Source organism: Mycolicibacterium pulveris (genome assembly GCF_010725725.1).
GTDB classification, from domain to species: domain Bacteria; phylum Actinomycetota; class Actinomycetes; order Mycobacteriales; family Mycobacteriaceae; genus Mycobacterium; species Mycobacterium pulveris.
The window spans coordinates 2,430,637-2,453,940 of the sequence record NZ_AP022599.1 but is presented as its reverse complement, the minus strand read 5'-3'; the positions used below and the strand labels follow the sequence as shown (position 1 = coordinate 2,453,940).

At 66.3% G+C, this 23,304-nt stretch carries 23 protein-coding genes; 2 read left to right on the top strand and 21 right to left on the bottom strand.

Annotation, left to right across the window (positions count from 1 at the left end):
- Position 1: 1 nt before the first annotated feature.
- From G6N28_RS11795 to G6N28_RS11710, 18 genes are all read right to left on the bottom strand, one after another.
- Entirely contained in the window at positions 2–793 is a 792-nt protein-coding gene (locus tag G6N28_RS11795) for a coniferyl-alcohol dehydrogenase (protein WP_163900452.1), read from the bottom strand.
- Between the two features lie 13 nt (positions 794–806).
- Positions 807–2,069 (bottom strand): cytochrome P450, encoded by a 1,263-nt coding sequence (locus G6N28_RS11790; protein ID WP_163900450.1) that lies wholly within the window; start codon positions 2,067–2,069, stop codon positions 807–809.
- A complete protein-coding gene (locus G6N28_RS11785) occupies positions 2,066–3,604 on the bottom strand; it encodes an acyl-CoA synthetase (protein WP_163900448.1) in 1,539 nt (512 codons plus the stop codon). Before G6N28_RS11785 ends, G6N28_RS11790 begins: the two co-directional genes overlap by 4 nt.
- A 6-nt stretch (positions 3,605–3,610) precedes the next feature.
- Positions 3,611–4,015 carry an SCP2 sterol-binding domain-containing protein gene (locus tag G6N28_RS11780; protein ID WP_163900446.1) on the bottom strand — a complete coding sequence of 135 codons (405 nt, stop codon included), beginning with the start codon at positions 4,013–4,015 and terminating at the stop codon, positions 3,611–3,613.
- Positions 4,016–4,114: 99 nt separating this feature from the next.
- Positions 4,115–5,428: a phytoene desaturase family protein gene (locus G6N28_RS11775; protein WP_163900445.1), complete on the bottom strand. Its 1,314-nt coding sequence runs from the start codon at positions 5,426–5,428 to the stop codon at positions 4,115–4,117.
- An 8-nt stretch (positions 5,429–5,436) separates the two neighbouring features.
- Positions 5,437–6,594, bottom strand: a complete 1,158-nt coding sequence (locus G6N28_RS11770) for an acyl-CoA dehydrogenase family protein (protein ID WP_163900443.1) — start codon at positions 6,592–6,594, stop codon at positions 5,437–5,439.
- 2 nt (positions 6,595–6,596) lie between these two features.
- Positions 6,597–7,802, bottom strand: a complete 1,206-nt coding sequence (locus G6N28_RS11765) for an enoyl-CoA hydratase-related protein (RefSeq protein ID WP_163900441.1) — start codon at positions 7,800–7,802, stop codon at positions 6,597–6,599.
- 268 nt (positions 7,803–8,070) lie between these two features.
- Positions 8,071–9,729 carry a class I adenylate-forming enzyme family protein gene (locus tag G6N28_RS11760; protein WP_163900439.1) on the bottom strand — a complete coding sequence of 553 codons (1,659 nt, stop codon included), beginning with the start codon at positions 9,727–9,729 and terminating at the stop codon, positions 8,071–8,073.
- 25 nt (positions 9,730–9,754) lie between these two features.
- Positions 9,755–10,615, bottom strand: coding sequence for an SDR family oxidoreductase (locus G6N28_RS11755; RefSeq protein ID WP_163900437.1), 861 nt, complete (start codon positions 10,613–10,615; stop codon positions 9,755–9,757).
- 28 nt (positions 10,616–10,643) lie between these two features.
- On the bottom strand, positions 10,644–11,837 hold the full coding sequence (locus G6N28_RS11750; protein WP_163900435.1) for an acetyl-CoA acetyltransferase: 1,194 nt from the start codon (positions 11,835–11,837) through the stop codon (positions 10,644–10,646).
- Entirely contained in the window at positions 11,827–13,152 is a 1,326-nt protein-coding gene (locus tag G6N28_RS11745; protein WP_163900433.1) for an OB-fold domain-containing protein, read from the bottom strand. The genes G6N28_RS11750 and G6N28_RS11745 overlap by 11 nt, the downstream gene beginning before the upstream one ends.
- Positions 13,149–14,357, bottom strand: coding sequence for an acetyl-CoA C-acetyltransferase (locus G6N28_RS11740; RefSeq protein ID WP_163900431.1), 1,209 nt, complete (start codon positions 14,355–14,357; stop codon positions 13,149–13,151). The genes G6N28_RS11745 and G6N28_RS11740 overlap by 4 nt, the downstream gene beginning before the upstream one ends.
- Positions 14,354–14,587: a hypothetical protein gene (locus G6N28_RS11735; protein ID WP_163900429.1), complete on the bottom strand. Its 234-nt coding sequence runs from the start codon at positions 14,585–14,587 to the stop codon at positions 14,354–14,356. The genes G6N28_RS11740 and G6N28_RS11735 overlap by 4 nt, the downstream gene beginning before the upstream one ends.
- A gap of 8 nt (positions 14,588–14,595) precedes the next feature.
- On the bottom strand, positions 14,596–15,123 hold the full coding sequence (locus tag G6N28_RS11730) for an aromatic-ring-hydroxylating dioxygenase subunit beta (protein ID WP_163900427.1): 528 nt from the start codon (positions 15,121–15,123) through the stop codon (positions 14,596–14,598).
- On the bottom strand, positions 15,120–16,370 hold the full coding sequence (locus G6N28_RS11725) for an aromatic ring-hydroxylating oxygenase subunit alpha (protein ID WP_163900424.1): 1,251 nt from the start codon (positions 16,368–16,370) through the stop codon (positions 15,120–15,122). The genes G6N28_RS11730 and G6N28_RS11725 overlap by 4 nt, the downstream gene beginning before the upstream one ends.
- Positions 16,367–17,152 (bottom strand): enoyl-CoA hydratase/isomerase family protein, encoded by a 786-nt coding sequence (locus tag G6N28_RS11720; protein ID WP_163900422.1) that lies wholly within the window; start codon positions 17,150–17,152, stop codon positions 16,367–16,369. Before G6N28_RS11720 ends, G6N28_RS11725 begins: the two co-directional genes overlap by 4 nt.
- Positions 17,149–17,952, bottom strand: coding sequence for an enoyl-CoA hydratase/isomerase family protein (locus tag G6N28_RS11715; protein WP_163900421.1), 804 nt, complete (start codon positions 17,950–17,952; stop codon positions 17,149–17,151). The genes G6N28_RS11720 and G6N28_RS11715 overlap by 4 nt, the downstream gene beginning before the upstream one ends.
- Complete coding sequence (locus G6N28_RS11710; protein ID WP_235674549.1) at positions 17,949–18,716, bottom strand: enoyl-CoA hydratase/isomerase family protein; 768 nt, start codon at positions 18,714–18,716, stop codon at positions 17,949–17,951. The genes G6N28_RS11715 and G6N28_RS11710 overlap by 4 nt, the downstream gene beginning before the upstream one ends.
- 132 nt (positions 18,717–18,848) lie before the next feature.
- Here G6N28_RS11710 and G6N28_RS11705 point away from each other — a divergent pair, with 132 nt between their 5' ends.
- Positions 18,849–19,646 carry an SDR family NAD(P)-dependent oxidoreductase gene (locus tag G6N28_RS11705; RefSeq protein WP_163900418.1) on the top strand — a complete coding sequence of 266 codons (798 nt, stop codon included), beginning with the start codon at positions 18,849–18,851 and terminating at the stop codon, positions 19,644–19,646.
- Here the strand turns inward: G6N28_RS11705 and G6N28_RS11700 are convergent.
- Together G6N28_RS11700 and G6N28_RS11695 are read right to left on the bottom strand one after the other, a co-directional pair.
- Positions 19,631–20,464 carry a hypothetical protein gene (locus G6N28_RS11700; RefSeq protein WP_235674548.1) on the bottom strand — a complete coding sequence of 278 codons (834 nt, stop codon included), beginning with the start codon at positions 20,462–20,464 and terminating at the stop codon, positions 19,631–19,633. The genes G6N28_RS11705 and G6N28_RS11700 overlap by 16 nt on opposite strands.
- 81 nt (positions 20,465–20,545) lie before the next feature.
- Positions 20,546–21,592 carry a DUF7064 domain-containing protein gene (locus G6N28_RS11695; protein ID WP_163900416.1) on the bottom strand — a complete coding sequence of 349 codons (1,047 nt, stop codon included), beginning with the start codon at positions 21,590–21,592 and terminating at the stop codon, positions 20,546–20,548.
- Positions 21,593–21,729: 137 nt separating this feature from the next.
- Between G6N28_RS11695 and G6N28_RS11690 the strand changes: the two genes are divergently transcribed.
- Complete coding sequence (locus G6N28_RS11690) at positions 21,730–22,368, top strand: TetR/AcrR family transcriptional regulator (RefSeq protein WP_163900414.1); 639 nt, start codon at positions 21,730–21,732, stop codon at positions 22,366–22,368.
- Here G6N28_RS11690 and G6N28_RS11685 read toward each other — a convergent pair.
- Positions 22,358–23,278: a hypothetical protein gene (locus tag G6N28_RS11685; protein WP_163900412.1), complete on the bottom strand. Its 921-nt coding sequence runs from the start codon at positions 23,276–23,278 to the stop codon at positions 22,358–22,360. The genes G6N28_RS11690 and G6N28_RS11685 overlap by 11 nt on opposite strands.
- Between the last annotated feature and the right edge of the window lie 26 nt (positions 23,279–23,304).

The following is a 23,304-nucleotide window of genomic DNA, read 5'->3' as shown; positions in this document are numbered from 1 at the left end:
CTCAGATTTCGGGTGCGGGAACCACACCGGACGCGACGGCGCCGCTGATCCCGCCGTCGACGATGAGCGGATGGCCGTTGATCCACCGCGCCGCGTCGGAGGCCAGAAAGAGAATCCCGTCGGCGATGTCGTCGGGTTGTGCGTGCCTGCCCAGCAGTTCTTTCACACCGTCGAGGGTGTCTTTGCCCATCGAGGCTTCGAAGTCCGCCAGGATGGGTGTCTCCACAGGGCCCGGCAGCACCGCGTTGATCCGGAAGCCCATCTGCGCCAACGCAAGTCCCATGGTCATGGTGTAGACCGTGGTCACCTCCTTCGAGAAGTTGTAGGCGTTGCCCTGCTGCGGGTTGGCCTTGAACCACGCCTGGGCTTCCTCGAACGTGTCGGTGGCCAAGAGATCACGGATCGCCTCGAGCCGCAGCGGCCAGCCGAAGCCGGCGGTGGAGGACACGATCGTCACCGTTCCGCCCGGTGCCAGGCGCTCGAAGAAGGCCTCGGTGAGGTGTCGCACCGCGAACGTGTTGACCGCCATCACGAGATCGGCGGGAGCCGTCCCCGGGATGCCCGCGATGTTCATCAGGCCGTCGAACTGGCCGTCCAGCTGTTCGAGTGCGGCGTCGATGTTGCGGGGATTGGCCAGATCGACACCGATGTGCGCGGTGACCGGCGCCGAGGGCGCGTTTCGGTCCAGGGAGTACACCGACGCCCCCGCGTCGAGCAGCTTGCGCGCGGTCGCATCGCCGATCCCGGACGCGGCACCTGTGACGACATAACGCTTTCCGGCGAATTCGGACATGTGGGGCGGCTCCTTAGTCGAGGGTGTAGGGCAGCGACTTCACCGCGGTGATGAAGTTGCCGGTCAGGTACTCTGGTTCGCCGACTCGCAGGTTCGGTGCGCGGAGGATCAGCTCCCGGAAGATGGCTTCCAGCTGGATCTTCGCCAGGAACGCGCCCATGCAGTAGTGCGGGCCGCCGCCGCCGAATCCGACGTGCGGGTTCGGTGTGCGGGTGATGTCGAACTCGTGGGGATTGCGGAACACCCGTTCGTCACGGTTCGCCGACGAGTAGACCATCGCGACCCAGTCGCCCTCGCGGATGTGCCTGCCGTGCAACTCGGTGTCCTGCGTCGCGGTGCGCCGGAACGTCATGACCGGGGTGGCCCACCGAACGAATTCCTCGATGGCGACGTTGATATGCTTGTCGAAGTCCTTCTGCAACAACGCCTTCTGCTCGGGGAACCGGTCCAGCGCGATCGTGGTGAAGGTGGTTGTGGTCTTGGTGGTGTCGTTGCCGGCCACCGACAGCAGGACGAAGTACGGGCCGAGTTCGTCGTCGGTGAGCCGGCGTCCTTCCACCTCGGCCTGCACCAACGACGTCATCAGGTCGTTCTCCGGTTTCTCCCGCCGGGCCTGGGCGAGGCTGATACCGATGTCGAGCAGGCCGACGAGGGAATCGGTGAGCACCTGACTGGGTTCACGGCCGGCGGCGACGTCGGGGTCAGCCCAGGCCACCATGCCCTCGGCCAGCTTCGCGGCTTCGTCGCGCTGTTCCTCGGGGAGGCCCAGCATTTCGTAGATGGTCCACATCGGCAGCCGCTTGGACACCTGCTCGACGAAGTCGCCCTCCTTCGTCTCCAGCAGGCCGTCGATGATGAGGCGAGCCTGACGCTCGATCTGGTCCTTGATCTTGGCGACCCGCCGAGGCGTGAACACCGAACTCACGAGCCGGCGCAGGCTCGCGTGTTCGGCACCGTCCATGCCGAGGAAGGACTGGGTTGCGGCCAGTAGCTCCTCGGGTACCGCCTCGAACGTGATGCCCTGCCCCGAGCAGAACAGTTCGGGGTTCTTGCTGACGTAGGCGACGTCCTCGTGGCGGGTGACCACCCAGACCCCGTCGATCTCGGGCTCCATCATCGAGCCCTCGAGCGGCGCGTGCCAGCTGACCGGGCGCTCGTCGCGCAGGATCTTGAACGCCTTCTCGCGTTCGTCGAAGCTCTTGGCCCAGAACTCCACCGACGAGATGCTGACCGGATCGTATGGCGGGCGCTCGGTCGTGGCCTGTACTGCAGTCATTGTGCGACCTCCAGATATCTGTTGACGAGGAGCCGTTTGGCCAGCTTTCCCGTGGGTGTGCGCGGCAGTTCGTCCGTGAAGTCCACCGAGCGCGGCGCCTTGTAGTGCGCAATCCGTTGGCGCACATAGTCGATGATCTCCTGGGCGAGGTCTTCGGAGCCGGTGATCCCCTCGCGCAGTTGGACGACGGCCTTGACCTGCTCCCCCATCTCGGGGTCGGGGAGCCCGATCACCGCCACGTCGGCGACGCACGGGTGCAACGCCAACACGTTCTCGATCTCCTGCGGGTAGATGTTGACGCCGCCGGAGATGATCATGAACGCCTTGCGGTCGGTCAGGAACAGGTATCCCTCGTCGTCGACGTATCCCATATCGCCCACCGTGGACCAGTTGTCGTGCTGGGGATGCCGCGACTCGGCCGTCTTGGCGGGATCGTTGTGGTACTCGAACGGGGTGGTGTCGCGTTCGAAGTAGACGGTGCCGACTTCACCGTTGGGCAACTCGACGCCGCCGTCATCGCAGATGTGGATGACGCCCAGCGCTGCCCTGCCGACCGAGCCCCGTTTGCGCTGCCACTCCGGTGTGGTGATCAGCGTCGTGCCGTGCTGCTCGGTGGCCCCGTAGTACTCCACGAGAATCGGCCCCCACCAGGCGATCATGGCGTCCTTGACGTCGGGCGGGCAGGGCGCCGCGGCGTGCACCGCCAGCCGCAGCGAGGAGACGTCGAAGGCCGCGCGCGCCTCGTCGGGTAGCTGCAACATCCGGATGAACATGGTCGGGACCATCTGGGTCACCGTCACGCGGTACCGCTCGATCGCCGCCAACGCCGCCCCGGCGTCGAAGCGCTCCATCAGCACGACCGTGCCGCCGAGCGCGAGAACGCCGCCACACCACTTCAGCGGCGCGGTGTGATAGATCGGCGCAGGCGACAAATAGACGTCGCCGGGCGTTATCCCGAACGCATGTCCCAGCATGCCGACGATCGGATCGCCGGGCTCATCGACCTGAATGTCCAACAGGCGCGGTTTGATCCCCTTGGGGCGCCCGGTGGTCCCCGACGAGTACAGCATCTCCGCTCCGCGCGGCTGAGCGGGAAGCGGCGGCCAGTCCCGGTCGAGCAGGCCCGCGTAGGCGTCGTGGCCGACGATCGACCCGCCGAACGCATAACGTCGCCGCACCGACGGGGTGAGCGCCACGAGGTCGGCGGCGAGATCGCCGATACCCGCCGAGGCGAACAACACCTGCGCGCCACTGTCGTTGACGATGTACGCGGCTTCCTCGGGTGCAAGGTGCCAATTGACCGCGGTGATGTAAAGGCCCGAGCGAAGCGCGGCCCAGTAGATTTCGAGAGCAGGCGCGGCGTTGTCGGAGAGCAGCGCGATGACATCGCCGCGTCGCAATCCCATGTCGTACAACGCCGATGCCACCGCGGCTGACCGCTTGTCGAGCTCCGCGTAGGTGGTGACCGCCCCGGAACCGGCCATGACGATCGCCGGGTGGTCGGGCCTGGTGGACGCGTGCGTACCGGGGAACACGTCGGTTCAGACCAGCAGGTCGTCGCGACCGTCGCTCTTGAGCCGCTCGATGTAGACCGGATAGAGCTTCTTTCCCAGCGGGGCCAGCTTCAGCAGGCTGCCCACGTCGCCCTCGACCTTGATCTTCCGCTTCGCCATCGCGAGGGGCAGGTTGACCTTGCCCTGCCAGTAAGCGTTACCGGTTTCTGCCGCCATGGACATGGTCGCGGTCGGTGCCGCGCCGCCCTCCACGCCTTCCCGGACGGACTTGTCGGCCATGTCGACGACCACCACCGCCTCCGGATCGGTGAAGTCGAACGCGATCACCAGACCGGTGTCGACGAGCTTGGGCCCGATCTCGGGATCAGCGAACGCCGACTCGAAGATCCCGCCGATATACCGGGTGACCTCGGCAGAGTTGGTGAACCCCATCACTCTCCTTAATTTATTCTATATTCAAAACAAGGTATGACCATGGTCACACCGACGCCGCCATAAGTCAACTTACGCTAGCACCGTGATGGCAGGCGATCAGCGCAATGACGCCGGTTGGTACGTCGCGACGATCTTGTCCACCACCAGCTTTGCCGTCTCAGCGCATGCGGTGGTCCCGCCGTTGGCGTATTCCTTGACGCCGTCGCCGACGTTCCACAGCCCGGTGATGGGTGTGTCGTGGGGTAGGTCGAAGCCGGCCACCGCGCGCTGTGGTGGCCAGCCGTCCCGGGTCACCGCGACGTTGAGAATGCGGGCCCGCGCGTCGAAGTTCTCGATGTTGTCCCGAAGGTCCTGCAGCAGAGTCTCCGTCTCGGCCTGTTCGTCGAAGTCCCCCAGTGGATTCGCGGGCACCGCGGTTCCGACGTAGAGGTTCCAACCCTCCGGAGCCATCTCCGGGCAGACATCGGTGAAGTTCGCGATGTAGGCCAGCCGACGCGATCTGGCGAAGCTCAGCATCCCGGGGACGTCCACCAGTCGCTCCCGGCTGGCGAAGTTGACCGAGATCATCGAGGTGGGTCGGTCCCCGCGCTGCACCCGGTCCAGGTAGTCGGCCGGCACCTTCTCGGGACCCAACAACGCGACCGTGGCGGCCGGTCCGATATCGCTGACGACCACCGGCGCATCAACCCGTACGGTCTGCCCGTCCCGGATCACCTCGACGCCGGTGACCCTGCCCGCGTCGGTGATGATCTCGGTGGCCGGGCTGGAGAGCCAGATGGTTCCACCGTGCCGCTCGAACGCGGCCGCGAGAGATCGCCACAGCCCGATGGTGCCGTCCGGGTGGAATCCGAAGCGCTTGAACGCGCTCTTGCGGGTGAAGTAGGTGAGGAACACCCGTGCCGGCAGATCCTCGGATCCGACCGCGAAGACCGACGCGCACATGTTGCGGAAGATGCCGTGCACGCCTTCGTTTTTGGTGTACTTCGACACCCAGTCGGTGGTCGACAGCTCGTCCTCGGGCAGTCCGGAATCGTTGCGGGCGGCCCCGATGCCCTTGACCAGCTTCGCCCCCTGCCGCGTCAGCTTGCCCAGCAGAAGCCCCCATCCTCCTCCGGTGACGTCGACGTCCTTGCCTGCGATGCGGTAGAGGATCGGCGGCTTGGGTTCGCGAATGTCGAAGGCCGCACCCACCTCTTCGCACGTCTGCTGGGTGATACCGCCGACCTCGATCACGATGGCGCCGTTGTTGACCTTGAAGCCGTCGATGTCGTCGGTGGAGGCGCGGCCGCCGATCTTGTCGAGACGTTCGACGACCAGGGTGCGCAATCCCTGGTGTGCCAGTCGTGCCGCGGTGAACAGCCCGCCGGCGCCCGCACCGACTACCACCACATCGAAGTTGTTGTCTGACATAGCTTCTCCTAGTAGGACCGGGGCAAGCCCAGTGAAGTCTGAGCAACGAAGTTGAGCACCATTTCCCTGCTGACCGGCGCGGTGCGCATCAGCCGGGTGACGAACCAGAGTTCGGACAGTCCGTACTCGTGGGACAACCCGTTGCCTCCGTGGGTTTGGATCGCCTGGTCGAGTGCCTTGAGCGCAGCCTCGGATGCGGCGAACTTGGCGATGTTGGCGGCCTCGCCGGCGGCCTCTTCCGCGTCGAACTGGCGAGCGCTCTCGGCGGTCGCCATTCGGCTCAGCTCCACGGCGATGTGCGACTCGGCCAGCGGATGCGCAATGCCCTGGTGGGCTCCGATCGGCGTCGACCACACCTGCCGCTCGTTGGCGTATGCGGCCGCCTTGGCGATCGCGTACCGCCCGATACCCCCGCACAGGGCGCCGACGAGGATGCGTTCGGGGTTGAGGCCGTCGAACACCTGGCGCAGGCCGTTTCCCGCCGCGCCGATCAGGGCGTCGTCGCCGACCTGGACGTCATCGAGGAAGACCGTGAACTGCTTGTCGGGAGACACGATCGAGGTGTCGATCTGCTGGAACGTCAACCCCGGCGCATCGGTGGGCACGACGAACAGCGACAGCCTGGATTTCTCCGGCGTCGAATGCTCCGCGTCGCGGGTGACCAGCAGGATCGCGTCACACTGGTCCACCGCCGAGATGTAGTACTTGGATCCCGAGATCGACCATCCGGTGTCGGTACGGGTGGCGGTCGTCTTCACGTTGTGGCTGTTGGACCCCGCGTCGGGTTCGGTGATGGCGAACGCCATCTTGCGGGTGCCGTCGGCGATCACGGGCAACCAGGTCTGCTTCATCTCGTGCGAACCGTGGCGGGCCAGGATGCTGCCGCAGATCGCCGGCGAGATCACCCAGATCAGCAGCGGCATGCCGTGGGCCGCCAGTTCCTCGACGACCACAACGGCCTCGGTCATCCCGCCGCCTCCGCCGCCGTACTCCTCGGGCAGATGCACGCCCAGCAGGCCGGTGGCTCCCAGGTCCTTCCAGAGCTCGTCGATGTCCCGGCCACTGCGACCGCGCTCGACGAAATATTGGACGCCGTAGCGTTCGGCGATCTTCGCGACGCTGTCACGGATTGCCTTGTGCTCGTCGGATTCTCGTAGAAGTCCCATGCTTACCCTCCCGTGAAGTGGGGCTTCTGCGGAAACGCGGTGATCGCCTCCGCTGCGTCGGCACTGTTTGCGGTGAACTTGATGACGCGCGTCTCGGCGGCGAGTTGGCTCGGCAGATCGTTGCCCCAACTCTCGCGCAGGAGTTGCCGCATGGCGCCGTACGCCTTGGTGGGCCCATTGGCCAATTCGGTGGCCACCGCCAGGGCCCGATCCCGCAGTTCGTCGGCAGGCACGATCTCGTTGATCAGGCCCCAGTCCAGTGCCTCGGTATCGGTGATCGGGGTGTTGCGAAGGTAGGCCTGCGCGGCGCGACGCACACCGATGAGCCGCGGCAGATGCCACGTTCCACCGCCGTCACCGGATACCCCGAGGCCGGCGAAGGCGGTGAGGAAGCGGGTGCCTTCGGCTGCGAGCACAAGGTCGGCCGCGTAGACATAGCCCAACCCACCGCCGGCGACGGCGCCGTGCGCGGCCGTCACGATGGGGACGTTGAGCCGGCTGAGCACATCGAAGCCCTGATGGAACGGCACGGTCATCGACTGGATGAGATCCCCGAAGGCCTCCGATCGCCCCTCCTGGAAGAAGTCGATGTCACCGCCGACCGTCAGCGACGGGCCGTTGCCGCAGATCAGCACCGAACGAACGCTGTCGTCGGCGGCGATACGCCGAGCCACCTCGAAGGTCTCCCGCGCCATCGTCATATTGATCGCGTTGCGCGCGTCGGGCCTGTTGAGACAGATCGTCGCGACGCCGTCGGTGACCGAGTAGTCGATCGTCTGAAGACGCTCGGGGCCGTCGAGCGCCGCATGCCAGGCGGCTGTGTCGGTGAACTGTCGCAGCGAGGTGATGCGGCCATCGGGGGCAAAGCCGATGATGTGTACGAACTCCGCGTCCAAGGCGTTGCCCGTGCGACGAGACGTCCCGACGTAGCTGCCGCTGACCAGAAGCCGCCCGTCCTCGAGCGACGCGAACTGCCGGGCATCCGCACGCACCCGGAAGTGTTCGCCGATGCGCCACCACAGCTTGGACTGCATGGCCTCGGCGCCGACGTGCTCGCCACCCATGCCGAGCGGCAGCCCCTCGGCGGCATGGCCGATGAAGTCGGGATGCAGAAGGGCGCTCAACGCGTCGCGGTCACCCGCGGCAAGCGCCGCATAGAGGCGACGCGCCGCGAGCGCCCTGGCGTCGTCGAGCACCTCACGCGACATGGCGCATCACCGCGGCCGTGCCCATTCCCGCGCGGACGTGATCCCCTGTGACCACAAGACGAGATTCCCATCGATTGATCTTGTTATCGAATTTGAGATTTGGCCGCCACCGCGGCTGACAATGACCACGCTAGCACATTTTCTAGTCTGCATTAAATTGATGTGAGCGTGCCCTGACCTGGTGGGACACACCAGGCGTTTTGCGCTTCAGATCCCAGCAAAACAGCGGTGCGACACCGCAATTGATCACTGCGGGGAAACGGCGGCTTCACAGTTGGCTGAGCCGCTCGACGAGCCGGAACTTCTGCACCTTGCCGGTCGGCGTGGTCGGTAGCGCATCGGCGTCGTAGAACACCACCCGCTTGGGAACCTTGAACCGCGCGAGGTTGGCCCGGCAATGGTCCAGTACCTCCGCCTCGGACAGGGCAGCGCCCGGGGCAGGAACAACCACGACACACCCGATTTCACCCCAGCGCTCGTCGGTCAGCCCGACTGCGAACGCCTGACTGATCGCGGGGTGGCCCTCGAGGAGTTCTTCGATCTCCCTGGGCATCACCAGCTCACCGCCGCTCTTGTACAACTCCTTGCTGCGGCCGGTCAACTCCAGATAGCCGTCTTCTCGTATCACGCCGAGGTCACCGGAGAACAGCCATCCGTCCCGCAGCGCCGCAGCTGTCTCCGCCGGCCGCTTCCAGTAGCCGATCATCGTGGCCGGCCCGTGTGATACCAGTTCGCCGTCCACGGTCTTGTAGACGACCAACGCGTCGGTACCAGGGACCGACGCGGCACCCGCGAGCTTCGGACGGCCCACCGTCTCCGACGTCAGGAGCAGCGGGTCCTCGGGCAGCGTCAGCGTCATCGCGCCACCGCATTCGGTCATCCCGTAGCCGGTGACGATCTCGCCCACCCCGAACTCGCGCTCAACCTGCTGCCACAACCAGACCGGCGCCGGTGCCGAACCACAGAGGATTGCTGTCAGGGAACTCAGGTCGTAGTCGTGTCGAACCGGCGCCTGCACCATCGCGACCGCCATGGTCGGCACGCACAAGATGTCGTCGGCGCGGTGTCGTTGGATTCCGGCGAAGTAGCCCTCGACGGAGAACGACGGCTGCGGGACGATGGCGCCGCCGACGAACATCACCGAAAGGATGCCCTCGACGTAGCCGAACATGTGGTAGCAGGGCAGCGAGAACAGAATCCGGCGCCCGTCCTGATAGCCGCGGGTGAGCGCGGATGCGTAGGCGGTACGAAGAACGCTGTCGTGGGCGACCAACACGCCTTTCGGCGAGCCGGTCGTCCCCGAGGTGTAGAGCATGTCTCCCGGCCCGGCGGGCGCGACATCGAGTTCGGGCGCCGGCTCGCCACTCGCCATCAGGTCGCCGACGGTGAGCACGCCCGGTCGGGCGGCTCCATCGGTGTCGAGCAACACCACATACCGCAATGCGAAATCGGGGTCCGGTGCGCGCCGGCTGAAGCCCGGCGAATCCCATTGCGGTGCAATCTCGTCCAACATGTCCTGATAGTTCAGGCCCTCGAAGCCGGTCATGGTCACCAGGACGCGGCAGCCGGAGTCGGCCAACACGAAACCGAGCTCGTTGGCTCGATACAGGTAGTTGAACGGAACCGCGATCGCCCCCGCGCGGGCGATGGCGAACTTGACAGTGACGAACTCCGAATAGTTCGCCATCACCATTCCGACCCGGTCGCCCGGTTCGACACCGAGCGCTACCAGACCCGCGGCCATGCGCCGCGACTGATCGGCGACGTCGGCGTAGCTGAGTGTCACGTCGTCGGTGACGACGAAGGGCCGGGCCCCGTACCGTTGTGCGCACTCATCGAGCCAACCGGCGAGGGTGCGAGGCTGCCAGACGGGCAACCGGTCACGCAGTTCCTGCCTGCAGGCGTCGATTTCCGCTGTGGTTCTCACAGGTTTAGACGCTCGACGGGCACCGCTACACCGGGTTGCGGCCCAGCTTGGCGTTGGCCATATCGCTGATCTCACCCCACCGGCCGGAGATCTCCTCCAGCGTCGGCGGTGTGGAGAAGGTGACGCCGTCGTTCTGGAACAGCGCGTGCCGTTGCACCAGTCCGCCGCCGACGACGAACACCGACCCAGTGTCGCCGTTCTCCTCCGACACCAGATGGCCAACGGCCGGTGCGACGTGTTCGGGGTCGAGCTTGTCGAGCATCTCCTGCGGCGCGATGTCGGCGGTCATCCGGGTGGCGGCCAGCGGGGCGATCGCGTTCGCGGTGATGTTGTACTTGGCGCCCTCGATCGCCAGGGTGTTGATCAGGCCGACCAGTCCGGCTTTCGCGGCGCCGTAGTTCGCCTGCCCGAAGTTGCCGTACAGCCCGCTGGTCGAGGTGGCCACCACCACCCGGCCGAACGTCTGCTCGCGCATGTGCGGCCACGCGGCGCGGATCACGTGAAATCCGCCGTAGAGGTGCACTTTCAGCACCGCGTCCCAGTTCTCGTCGGACATTTTGTGGAAGGCGCCGTCACGCAGGATTCCAGCGTTGCTGACGACGGCGTGCACGGCGCCGAACTCGCCCAGCGCGGTGTCGACGATCTCGGCGGCGCCGTCAGCGGTTGCCACCGACGAGTAGTTCGCTACGGCGCGCCCACCGGCACCGCGGATCTCGTCGACGACCGAATCCGCCATGTTGGTGCCCGATCCTGTACCGTCCCGGGCACCGCCGAGATCGTTGACCACCACCAGCGCACCGTTGGCGGCAAGGAACCGTGCGTAGGAACGCCCGAGTCCACCACCGGCTCCCGTGACGATGACGACTTTGTCTGCTACTCCGGGCACTGCTGAACTCCCTTGTCTGTGAATGGGTCTAGTGGTTGCGTTCGCGGGTGACGATCGAGACGAAGGACACGCAGCCGCCAGGGCGGCCGCCGAGGTTGTGGGTCAACGCGGTGTGCGGGTCGGGCAGCTGGCGTTCCCCGGCCTGCCCGCGGAACTGCAGCCAGACCTCGTAGAGCATGCGCAGCCCGCTGGCCCCGACCGGATGGCCGAAGCTCTTCAACCCGCCGTCAGGGTTGACCGGCAGCCGCCCGTCGGCGTCGAATTCGCCTGCCAGCACGTCCTTGACGGCTTGGCCGGGATCGGTGAAGCCGAGATCCTCCATCAGCACGATCTCGGTCGGGGTGAAACAGTCATGCACCTCGGCCAGCGATAATTGAGTGCGGGGATCATCGATACCGGCCTGGGCGTAGGCATCTTTGGCGGACCGGATCACTTCAGGAAAGCTGGTGTAGTCGTATTCGGGATCCATCGCCCCAAGGCCCGACGCCGCGATCAACGACAGTGCCGAGATGTACACCGGGGTATCGGTGTATTCGTGGGCCCGTTCGGCCGGCACGATCAGGGCGCATGCCGCACCGTCGGACACACCCGAGCAGTCGAACACGCCCAGCCGTCCCGCGACCTTCGGCGCGTTGGTGATCGTGTCCTTGTCGACCGGTGAGCGAAACTGCGCCTTCGGGTTCCGCGAGCCGTTGTCGTGGTTCTTCCACGCCACGTGGGTCATCGCCTCGCGCATCGCGTCGGGGTGGGTTCCGTACTTGGCGCAATAAGCGGGATCCAGCAGCGAGAACGCCGCGGGGGCGGTCATCGAGATCTCCGGTGCCGTGCCGTCGCCGGGCGGATCCTGGCGCAGCAGGCCGGAGAACCCGGAATCCTTGAGTTTCTCCACGCCCACCGCCATGGCGACGTCGTACGCCCCGGCCGCCACCGCGTAGCACGCGTTGCGGAATGCCTCCGAACCGCTGGCGCACATGTTCTCCACGCGGGTGACCGGTCGGTCGTCGGAGCCGAGCGCACGGCTCAGGGTGAGCCCGGACATTCCCGAACTCAGTGTGCCCAGCCAATAGGCATCCACGTCGTCGCGGGTGATGCCGGCCGCCGTGAGGCACTCGGTGTGGGCCTCCAGGATCAGGTCCTCGGTCGATGCGTCCCACCGTTCTCCGAACCGGCTGCAGCCCATGCCGATTACCGCGACCCGCCCGGCGATGCCGTTACTGGCCATCGGGTACCGCCTTCCAGAAGTAGTCGTGGACGTCGCATGCGGTGTAGAGGCGGCGCAGGCTGAATCTCACCCGGGCACCGACGTGCAGCGCGTCCGGTTCGGTGTCGGCGACCTCCACCGTGCACCGGCCGCCGCCGTCAACATCGATGACCGCCTGGACCATCGGCGGCGACGGCGAGTAGGCAAGCCGGTCCACCGTATAGGTGACGACGGTTCCGCTCAGTCCCGCCACCGGAGTGGGGCTCATCCGGTCGACGACGGCGCACCTGCGGCACACCCTGGCCGGCGGAAGGTGCACGAAACCGCACTGGCCGCACCGTGTTCCGGTCAGGCCGAACTTCCACGACACGGACCGCGACGACGGCGGCGCGGCCACCCGGTCGGGTTCCGGGCGGCGTGGAGGCTCGAGTTCGACGAGGCCGCGCCAGGACAAGTACGTCAGCGCGGATACCGCCAGCCCGCCGTCGCGCTGCTGCGCAACCGGTGCCGGCTGGCGCGCCCCCGGCAGACGATCGGAAGCCCGTAGCGTCATGGCGTCACATCCGTCGGTGGCCGAGAGGACAAGGATCGTGTCGCCGGGTTCGGCGGTGTCGAGGACAGCGCACAGCGCGATCGCGGCATCGGCCGCGCCGCTGAAGCCGATCGGCGAGGTGACCACCGACTTCTGCCCCTTGACCAAGGTGGCGGCGCGCTTCACGATCGCCGTGTTCGGGCAGGCCAGCACAACGTGGTCGGCGTCGGCGAGCCCGGCGGCATTCAGCGCGTCCGAAGCGGTCGCCCGAATCAGCCGCGAGTAGCGCTGCGCCCCGAACCGCTCCTCCCACTGCTGTCCCGTCACCGAATGCGGTGAGCGCCAACGGTCGAGGAACTCCTCGGTACGCGATGCGGTGCCCAATACCTCGGCGATGGGTTCACCGTCACCGAACAGCAACCCCGCGGCCCCGTCGCCGCCGAGCTTCTCGTCGGCCGACCCCGGCCGGCCGACCCGCACGTCAGCACAGAGCGCCAACCCACCCGCCTCCGCGGCCCACCGGATCGCGGCGAAACCGCTGCGGCCGGTGCCGCAGAGGTCTGCGGCCAGCACCTGCTCGGGCAGTCCGAGCGCGGCGTGGATGGCGGTGGCGTTGGTCTTGTCCGCGTAGGCCGGACTGCTCGTCGCGAAGAGCACCGTCGTCGGAGAGGTCCGATTCATCAGCGCCGTCGAAGCGGCGGCCACGGCCATCGTGGTGGAGTCCTCGTCATAGCCGGCCACCACCCGACGGCCCAGCCGGTGGCGGGGTAGGTAGCTGGCATAGCTCAGCAGCCCGACGCTCATGCCACACCCCGAAACAGTGCCGCGATACCTTGCCCGCCGCCGATGCACATCGTTTCCAAGGCCAGTCCGCCGCCGCGCCGACGCAGCTCATGCAGCATCGTGGTGAGTATCCGCACACCGGTGGCGCCGATCGGGTGCCCGAGCGAGATCCCGGACCCGTTGACGTTGAGACGGTCGTCGACCTCGTCGAGTTTGACGCCCCACCCGGACAGCACGGCCAGCACCTGCACGGCGAAGGCTTCGTTGATCTCGATCAGGTTCAGGTCGTCGAACCCGAACCCGATTCTGCTGAAGAGCTTTTCGACCGCACCAACCGGCCCGATCCCCATGCGGGAAGGTTCGCAGCCGGTAGCGGCCCACCCTTCCAGAAACCCGATCGGCTCCAGCCCCAATTCGGTGAGGCGGTCTTCGGCGACCACCAAGCAGGCCGCGGCCGCGTCGTTCTGCTGGCTGGAGTTGCCCGCCGTGACGGTGCCGCCGGGAACCACCGTGCGCAACCGCGACAGCGTCTCGACGTCGGTGTCCGGGCGGATCCCTTCATCGGTGCCGAAGATGATCGGCTCTGCGCGCCGCTGGGGTACCTCCACCGCCACGACCTCGTCGGCGAACGCCCCGGAGCGTTGCGCGGCACTGGCGCGCCGATGACTGCGGACCGCGAATTCGTCGGCCGCGTCACGGCTGATCCGGTAATCGTTCGCCAGATTCTCCGCGGTTTCGATCATTCCGCTGATCGGTCCGAAACGCCATGCCGGTTGCGACATCTCACGGCCGCGATCGAGCCGATCGAAGAGAATCTGATTGCCGGACCGGGCGCCCCACCGCATGCTGGTGGTGTAGTGCTCGATATTGCTCATCGATTCGACACCGCCCGCAAGCACCACGTCGGCGGCGCCCGTCTGCACCGTCATGGCCGCCGTGATGACGGCCTGGAGGCCGCCTCCGCAGCGCCGGTCGATCTGCAGGCCCGGCACGCTCACCGGCAGTCCGGCGTGCAGTGCCACCCAGCGGCCGATGCACGGCGCCTCGGAGTTGGCGTACGACTGGGCGAACACCACGTCCTCGATGCGCTGCGGATCGATACTGCTCTGCTCGACAACGGCTTTGACGACCGCGGCAGCCAGGTCCTCTGCGCGTAGCGGACGCAGCGTGCCACCGAAGGTCCCGACAGCGGTCCGTAACGGCGTGACGATCGCGGCGCGTCTCATGCGTCTCCTCGCCAACGTTCGGCCGACGGATCCATCAAACTTTCCAGCCGCTGGTCGGACAGCCAGATGATGCTCTCCAACTCGAGCGCGTCCAGGAACCGCACGCGGCCGGTGCGCAGGTCCTCCAGGCGTAACCGTGTCGAGTTGCCTGCGACATCGAAGGTCACCGCGACCTCGGCGAACTCGCTGCCGATCACCGGCCCGTGTGACGGATCGTGATGAATGCCCATGTCGAGCCTCAGATCAAAAAGCCCATGGTCGGGATCGGCTTGTCGTTGTCGACGAGCACCACCTTCTTGTACGCCAGCCTCAGGTGCGCACCGTCGCGCCGGAGCCGGTAGGTGGTGCGTCCGCCCCACAACTGATTTCCGCGAGCGCGCGACTCGAGGACCAGAAAGTTGGCCGCGACCTCCAGGTCGACCCCGCCGAAGGTGTTGGGGCGCCCACCGAGGAACTCGATATTGGAGAGGAGTCGCCGCAGATTGGACGGCGGAGCCGCCGCGTAACGCCTGCCGGTGCGTACCTGCTTCAGCCGCGTGGCGATACGGCTGCGGTTGTCGTAGATGATCGACACCTGGCGGGCCGGATCGATCTCCGCGCCACCCGCCGGGACCCAGTACAGCGCATCGTCGGTCCACAGCGCTTCCCAGGCATCGTAGTCACATTCGTCCGCGAAGCGGGCCTCGCGGTAGAGGAATTGCTCGACCTCGTGGCGGTCGAATCCTTCCGGGACTGCGCCCAATTCGGTTACCAATGCGGTACTCACGGCTTCTCCATCATGGTCTTGTAGTGCGACCAGAATCCCCGGATTCCGGTCTCATCGGTGGCGGCGCCGACGGGATGCCCCCGTTCGTCGATGGTTTCGCGGTTCAGTCCCCGCCGGACGTCCAGCCATTCGGGCGTAAGCGCCTCGAGGCCCTTCTGGTTCCGCTCGTACATCTCGGTGTCGTCGGCCAACAGCATCCCGGCCGGCCCCACCGAGCCGATGCACTGAGAGACCATGCGCCGGTTCAGTTCCGGCGCGCCCGCCAGTTGTACCGCGGTGGAATATTGGACGCATTCGTTCACCGAAACCGGTTGGATGTTGAACACCTGAATCTCGGCGATGAACAGGTTCGGGAAGATCATCACGTGCGGTGCGCCCTCGATGAGGATCCGCTCGGCGTCTGCACCATGCTTCGCCCGGATGGCGGCGACATAGTCGGGCACCCGGGCCTCGGTGGTGCCGAACCAGCGCATCGGCTGCGCGAACTTGCGGAACTCCGGGCGCAGATCGTTCTCGCTGTGCCCGTTTCCGAGATCGCGGGTGACCGCTGTCGACGAGTCGCTGTACAGCGGGCCGATGGTGCTGCCGGTCACCCCGAAGATGGAGCCGTGCACGAACTGCGGGTGATAGCCGTCGGTTTCGTTCTCGGCCAGTAACTTCCAATTCGCTCGTGAGATGTGCTGCAACCAACCGGCGTTCAGCTCGATGCGGCCTTCAGGGGCGAGCCGGGTCAACCGGTCGATCTCGCCCGCCGCGTCGCCGAGATGCTCGATGAGGCTGGGCCCGTCGGCGGCGAAGCTGCCGAAGACGAAACCCGCATAGGAGTCCACCCTGGGCACCCGGCCGAGAGGAAGGTCAAGCTTGCGTATGCCGTAACCCTTGAAGAAGGGGAATCCGACGAGCTCCCCGTCGTTGCGGAACGTCCAGCCGTGATAGGGGCAGCGGAACGTTCCGGAGTTGCCCTTCGCGTCGTCGCACACCTGACTGCCCCGATGCGAGCACCGGTTGAGCAGCAGATGGATCTGCCCCTCCTTGTCGCGCGTCATGATGACGTCCTGCAACGCGAGCCTCTTGCGCACGTAGTCGTTGGGTTGCGCGACTTCGCTCTCGTGACCGACGAAAACCCAGCTGCGGTACCAGATCTTCTCGAGCTCCTCGGCGAAGACCGAGGGGTCGGTGTACAGCGACCCGTGTACCCGGTCGCGTTGGATCAGTTGGTCGTACCGGCTCCCGATTACCGATGTCATGAGCCCTCTCCTTGAGTTTGCCCGAAGATGGGACGACGCTTCTCCCGGAAAGCTGCGACGCCTTCTGCGAAGTCGTCGCTGCCGAACAGCCGCGCCTGGTGCTCGACCTCCCGGGGCAGGACGTCGAGGGGGTTCAGGGAGGGGGCCTCGGCGAGCATCGCCTTGATCACCCCGAGCGCCGCGGCGGGCTTTTCGGCCAGCTGCCGGGCGTCGGCCAGCGCCGCGTCGAGGACCCCACCGGGTTCGGCCACCGCGTCGACCAGACCCCAGTCCATTGCCTGCCGCGCATCGACAGGCGTTCCCAGCGTGAGCATTTGACGCGCCCTCGGTATACCGATGCGCCGGGGCAATGAGGCGAACACCCCCATGTCGCCGGCCAGGCCGACGTTGGTGAACGTGGTGGCGAACCGGGCGTCGGTGGCGGCGACGACGCGATCACACGCGGCGGCCAGGGATGCGCCGGCGCCGTAGGCCGCACCTTCAACGGCGGCCAGGACCGGTTTGGGGGTGGTCCAGATCGCACGGATCACCGCCTGTGCGAGCTCGGCGCGCTCGGTGGCGGCCTCGACGCCCATCCGCTCCATGGTCGAGATGTCCCCGCCGGAACAGAACACCGGCCCCGCGCCGGTGAGCACGATGGCCCGCACCGATGGGTCGGCGTCTGCCGCCCGGAGAGCCTCACGCAGTGCGATCCGCAGCGGTATGTCGATGGCATTGCGAACCTCGGGGCGGTTGATCGTGAGGATCCTGACCGCGCCCCGGTCCTCGATGAGCACGCTCATTTCCCGGTGTACCTCGGCTGCCTGCGCTCGATCACAGCGCGCAGACCTTCCAATGCGTCTGCGGTGCCGGACAGCTCCGACACGGTGCGGGACTCCTCGGCCAACCGCGCTTCCACCGGCGCGCCAAGGCCCGTCCACACCAGGCGTTTGGTCGCCGAAAGTGCCAGCGGGGGCTGACCGGCCAGGGAAGTGGCCAGTTCGTCGGCGCGTTCGGCGAAGAGTTCGTCGTCCACGACCTCGGTGACGAGCCCGATGGCCGCAGCCTCCTCGGCGTCCAGGGTCGGGTTGGTCAGCAGGATGCGAAGCGCCTGGCGCAGCCCGACAAGTTGGGTGAGGGTCACCGAGGAGCCGCCGTCGGGCGCCATGCCGACGCGCACCGCGCCGGAGAAGAACTTGGCTGAGCGGGCCGCGACGACGATGTCGGAGGCACACACCAGGCCGAGCCCGCCTCCGCCTGCGGCGAACCCCTGCACCGAGGTGACGACCGGAACCCGCAGTTGAATGAGCGCAGCGGTGGCAAGTTGCAGCCACGTGGTCGCCTCCCGCAGATAGTCGGGGAGCGCGGCGCCCTTGGACTCGAAGGTGTGAATGTCACCGCCGGCGCAGAAGTTCCGGCCGGCGCCGCTGAACCGGACCACGCGTACCGACGGGTCGGCATGGCACCGCAGCACGGCATCATGCAGCGCTTTGAGGACTTCCACGTTGAGCCCGTTGGAGATGTCGGGCCGGTTGAGGCGCAACCGGGCGATGCCGGTGTCGTCGACGTCGAGCAGAACGTGCGTTTCGGCGCTGGTGGTCACGAACTCGCCTTTCTGGAATCGAATGCCGCGGCACTGGTTGCGCCGTCGTCGATGATGTGGTCGACGACCGCCTCCAATTCGCGGTTCAGAGCCTGCTCGAGGGTGCCGCGCAGTCCGCTGTCGACGAGGTGTTTGATGGTGGTGACGGCGCGCCGACTGCGGCCGGCGAGCGCTGTCAAGAAGGCCTCGACCCGCTCGTCGAAGACGTTCTGCGGGTATGCGCGATAGGCCAGGCCATGGGTGACGGCGTCGCTGCCGGTGAGTCGGTCTCCGGACAGCAGGGTGGCGATTGCCTGTTGGCGACCGATGAGCCTGGGCAGCCTGGCAGTGCTGCCGCCACCGGGGATCATCCCGAAGCGGATGTGGTTGTCGCTGATCCGCGCGCTTTCGCTCACCAGCACGATGTCCGCCGTCTGCATCAACTCGAACCCGCCCGCCGCCGCAACCCCCTCAACTGCGGCGACGACGGGCACGGCGATGTCGGCGATGGTGGCGCAGGCACGACGAAACGCGACGAACAGCGCCTCGAGAGCCTCGGCACCTGCGGCACGCAGCCGGGTAACCTCGTCGAAATCACCTCCCGCACAGAAGTTTCCACCGGCACCGCGGAGCACCACGACGTTGACATCGTCACGACGGCCCAGCTCACGCAGAGCGTCTTCGAGTTCGGTGGCCAACGTGACGGTGACCGAGTTCATCCGCTCTGGCCGATTGAGGGTGATCCGGCCGATCGGCCCGTCGACCGCGAGCGCAACGGCATTCACCTGTGCCTCCCGCCGCCGAGCAATGCCATCTGGGCTCCCTGCACCGTAGTGGACAAATTTAATCCAAATTTCTAATCTAGGTTAAACCAACGATGGTGGTTCACTCAACCACGCCGGTGAGGAGCAGCGGATATGGACCTGGGACTGAAGGACGCACGCGTTGTCGTAACCGGCGGGGCATCGAACATCGGGCGCGGGATCGTCCATGAGTTCGCCGCCGAAGGTGCCCGGATCGTCCTCAACGACATCGACGAACCGCAGGCCGAAAAGGTGCGCAGCGAAGCACTGGAACTTGGTGCGGCCGACGTGCAGGTGGTCGTCGCCGACCTGACCGTACCGGGTTCCGCCGAAACGGTGGTCCAGGCATCGGTCGAGGAGTGGGGCGGCATCGACGTCCTGGTGAACAACGCCGGATGGAGCGTGCCCGGTTTCGTCGCGTCGGACACCGACCGCGACAAGTGGCAACGCACCATCGAGATCAACTTCTTCAGCGCGCTGGCCGCCACCCAGGCGGCCATCGGGCCGATGAAGGACGCCGGCGAGGGCGCGCTGGTCTTCATCGCCAGCGATGCCGCGTTCGGTCAGATCCGTCAGGGTGTGTACGGCGCGTCGAAGGCGGCGATGGTGGCGCTGGCCCGCACCACCGCGCGCGAGCACGGCCGGCACGGGATCCGCTCCAACATCGTGTGCCCGGGACTGGTGATCCCGGAGGGCCCGGACGCCGTGGGAGCCAAGAGCCTGTGGTCGGTCGGGCAGGACAACGTCTTCAACGAGAAGCAGATCGACTTCATGCTCAAGGACACCCCGATGCGCCGGCTCACCATCGCCGAGGACATCGGCCGGGCGGTATTGTGGTTCGCCTCGCCGCGGGCGGCACGGCAGGTGACCGGTCAGATGATCTCGGTCAGCGGCGGCTACACCATGCCGTGATCGGGCTGCCGAAGGTGTGCACCGCCGGGTTTGGGCCCCTCTAATTTCTGCAGGGGCACCACGAGGAGCTTGCCCAACAGCGCGACTGTGCCGGCGATGCCGACCACAACGGTCAGCGCGGCGACATGCACCAGCAGCATCGGCGGATCCTCGATGCCGTGTCGCACCGACAGGTACAGGATCCCCGTGCCGAATAGCCCGGCCGCGAACGCCATGGGCACGATCGGGATCAGCGACAGGTATTCGACGCCCTTCAGCAGCGGCACCACGCGGAACACGATGATGCCGCTGACGAGTGCCGACATCGCGTTGGTGAAGCCGAGAAAGATCGGGTAACCGAACACCACAAAGGGCTGGCTGTCCTGATAGGTGTAGACGCCGAGGATGCTGACGTAGGTCATCTCGGCCGCGATCGCCATCACCACGATGAAGGCGTACATCCGCCAGACGGAGCGCATGCTCGGATGGCGCTGCAGGTATCGCGCGATGAACACCGTGGCCCCACCGTAGAACGTCAGGTAGGCGGCCGGAACCCAAATCGGTTGTGAGCTACCGAAGGTGGTGTACAGATTCCACTGCCCCTCCTCCAGGAACCACAGCCCGTAGACGTGGTCGAACAACGGCTCCATCAGGCAGGCCAAAGTGCCACTGACCGCCACACACAGCGGCCAGATGGACCGTTCCCGCCGGGCGACGGTGATCACCCAGACCGCGACCACCGCCGCCAGTCCCCAGGTCAGCGCGGTGGCGACCCACTGGCCGATCTCGCTGACCGGCGAATCGATTCCCTCGGTGACTACCGGTGCCATCCAAGCCATGGCTTCACCTTAATCTATTCTTAGTTAAATTCCTCGGGTCTTGAAGATACGCCACTTTCGCTGTCCGGGTGAGCGTCCGCTTCATGCGTGCGCGGTTCGCGCGGCTCGGCGCAGCATCGCGTGGTGGTACGCATCAAACCAGATCTCCTGGTAGGTCGAATACGTGGTGCGACCATGCGGGTCCTCCCACCGGAACACGCTGTCGCGGAACGAGCAGTTCGGCCACGCCGGAATCGAAGCCGCGGCAACAGCTTCGCCTCGGAAGAAGTACTCTTCGCCGGTCTCGTCCACCGCGCTGATCTCCTGCCGCAGCGCCATGTGCAGTCGCGGATGGTATTCGAGCACATTGCGGCGGACCTTGGTGATCCCCCGGGTTTCCTCGCCGCGCTGGACCCAGGCGAAGTGGTGCGACGGGCGGTCCCCGACGTCGTACAAACCCCGCCAGGCCGGTTCGGTATCCAAGGGCTCGAAGCTGATCTGGTTGAAGATCAGGTCGGGCCCGAAGTACATCGGTGACCACCCCACCGGCGGAACCGGCACGGCGCCTCGCTTTTCCACCCGCACCTGCCGCCACGACCTGTCGCGCGGTGCATAGCAGTCGACGGGGTAGGTCGTGCCGTCCAGCACCAGTTGCCCGGTCATGTGCACGAACTGTTCACTGCCGCCGGGCTGAGTGCCTGCGTGATGATGGTCCTCCTCCCCTGGCATTACGTGGCCGCGGGCCAAAAGGGGCGTGACGGCTTCGGCCACCAGGTCGAACGACATCCGGTTCTCACAGGCGCGGTAGCGCAGGGCGGCGGTCTTGCCGGGTTCGGTGAAGTCGATGGTGAGCCCGTTGGCGGTGGTGATGGCGCCGTCCTCGATCGTGGGCCACGGCATGGTCATCTCGTAGTCGAGGAAGGCCATGTCGGCGTGTTCGACGTTATCGGTGCCCTGAAACACGCATACCCCGCCCTGTGTGAGCGGGAACGCGGGCATGTACCGCACATAGATGAACGCGCCGATGGCGGTCTCGGGCACGGAGAAGCCGAAGTAGTGCGTGTGGATCGTGTGCGGATCCCAGCTCTCGCCGGCGGATGGCAACGGAAGCAACAGATCGGTGCTACCGGGATGAGTATGAACAGCCATGTCGCACAGCCCCTTTCAACAAGATCCGCTGTTTCACGATCGCGGGTCGCTCGATCGGCGCGAGCGCTCTCCCGCCGCAAGCGCTCGTGAACGTAATATCGGTGCTGAACAGGTGCTCAACCGACAAGAATGTGACCATGGCCTCCGAGAAGTCCCCTTCCGGCCTGACCCGCACCCAACGTCAGCAGCAGCGCACCCGTCGGCGACTGCTCGACGCAGGCCGGGACCTGATCGCCGCCAATGGTGTCGTCGGCCTTCGTGTGCAGGACGTCACCGAACGCGCCGACGTCGCGCTCGGGTCCTTCTACAACTACTTTTCCTCCAAAGATGTTCTGGTGGAAGCTGTTATCAGCGAGACACTGTCTGATCTGGCTGCCGAGACGGTAACCGGTCTGGACGACGACGCCGACCCTGCGGAGACAGTGGCCGTCGCCACCTTGCGGGTGGTGGGCCTGGCGCGTCGCGAGCCCGACCTGGCCCGGTTGATCGTCAACATCGCGCATTCGGAAACCTTGTTCAGTGATGCGGTGCACCCCCCGGCCAGGATGGCCGTGGAACGCGGCATCGTGTCCGGCCGGTTCATGGTGGCCAACGTCGAGGTCCTGCTGACCGCGGTGATCGGCGGGGCGTTCGCGCTGATCCGCGAGATCCTCGACGGCCGCCACGGCCCGTACGCCGAAGCCGCGTTCGCCCGCCACGTGCTGTGCTCTCTGGGCCTCCGCCCAGACGAAGCCCTCACGCTGGTCACCCGCGTGGCCGAAACACTCAACGACTGACATCGGCCACCGGTTTATGTCGCGCCGCAACATGATTGACTCCGGCAGTGGCCGGTCGACGGTCGTCGGGAACCCCGAAGATCGCCGCCTTCAGTAGCGCCGCCTTGGAGGTGGTGAATACCTCGTCGTCGGGCCGGCTTACCACGAACGACAGGATCCACACCGCGGTCAACGCGAGTCCCAGCGTGACCAACCACGCCAAGTGGGTCACGACCAACGGCGCGTCGAGGTTGAGTGCGGTCCACATAGGCCAGGCGGTCGCACCGTTCGCGATGCCGTCGGCCATCGGTATGAATGCGATGACCAGTGCCATCCGCCAGCCCGGCAGGTATGGCGTCAGTCGATAGATGAGCGCGCCGGCGGTCATCGGCATGATCGGGTTCACGCACACCCACCAAAGCGGCAACCCCCAGAAGTTCAACGGCTGCGGGCCGTAGTACTCGTAGGCCCCCATCAGCACGCCGGGGCTCTCCAGGAAGATATTGATGAAGACGTCGATCAGGTAGAGCTGGAACAACCCTTTCCTCGTCACGCCGGTGCTGTAGACCCGGTAGGCCAAGTAAGCCAGCCCACCGACGTACCAGATGTAAACGAAGTTGATGTACAGCGGAAAGTCGCGCCCCATCGATGAGAACGTGGTGAGCGTCGCGCCCTCGCGGATGTAGCACAGGCCCAGGGTGTCGACGATCGGCTCGAACAGGCACGCGAACCCGCCACCGATGAGGCAGAAGGCCAGCAGTGGTCCGCGCCCGGTGACCAGGTGCTTGATCGCGAAGAAGACGCCGACCACCACCGGAAGCCCCAGGAAGATCGTGAACAGGATCTCGGCCATGAACGGCACCTGAGTGGTGGGGTGCGCGGGCACCGGCGGCGCGGCCAACACGGTCTCGTAGATCGTCTGCGAAGTCATCCGAGGAGATCCTCTATCTGATCTGG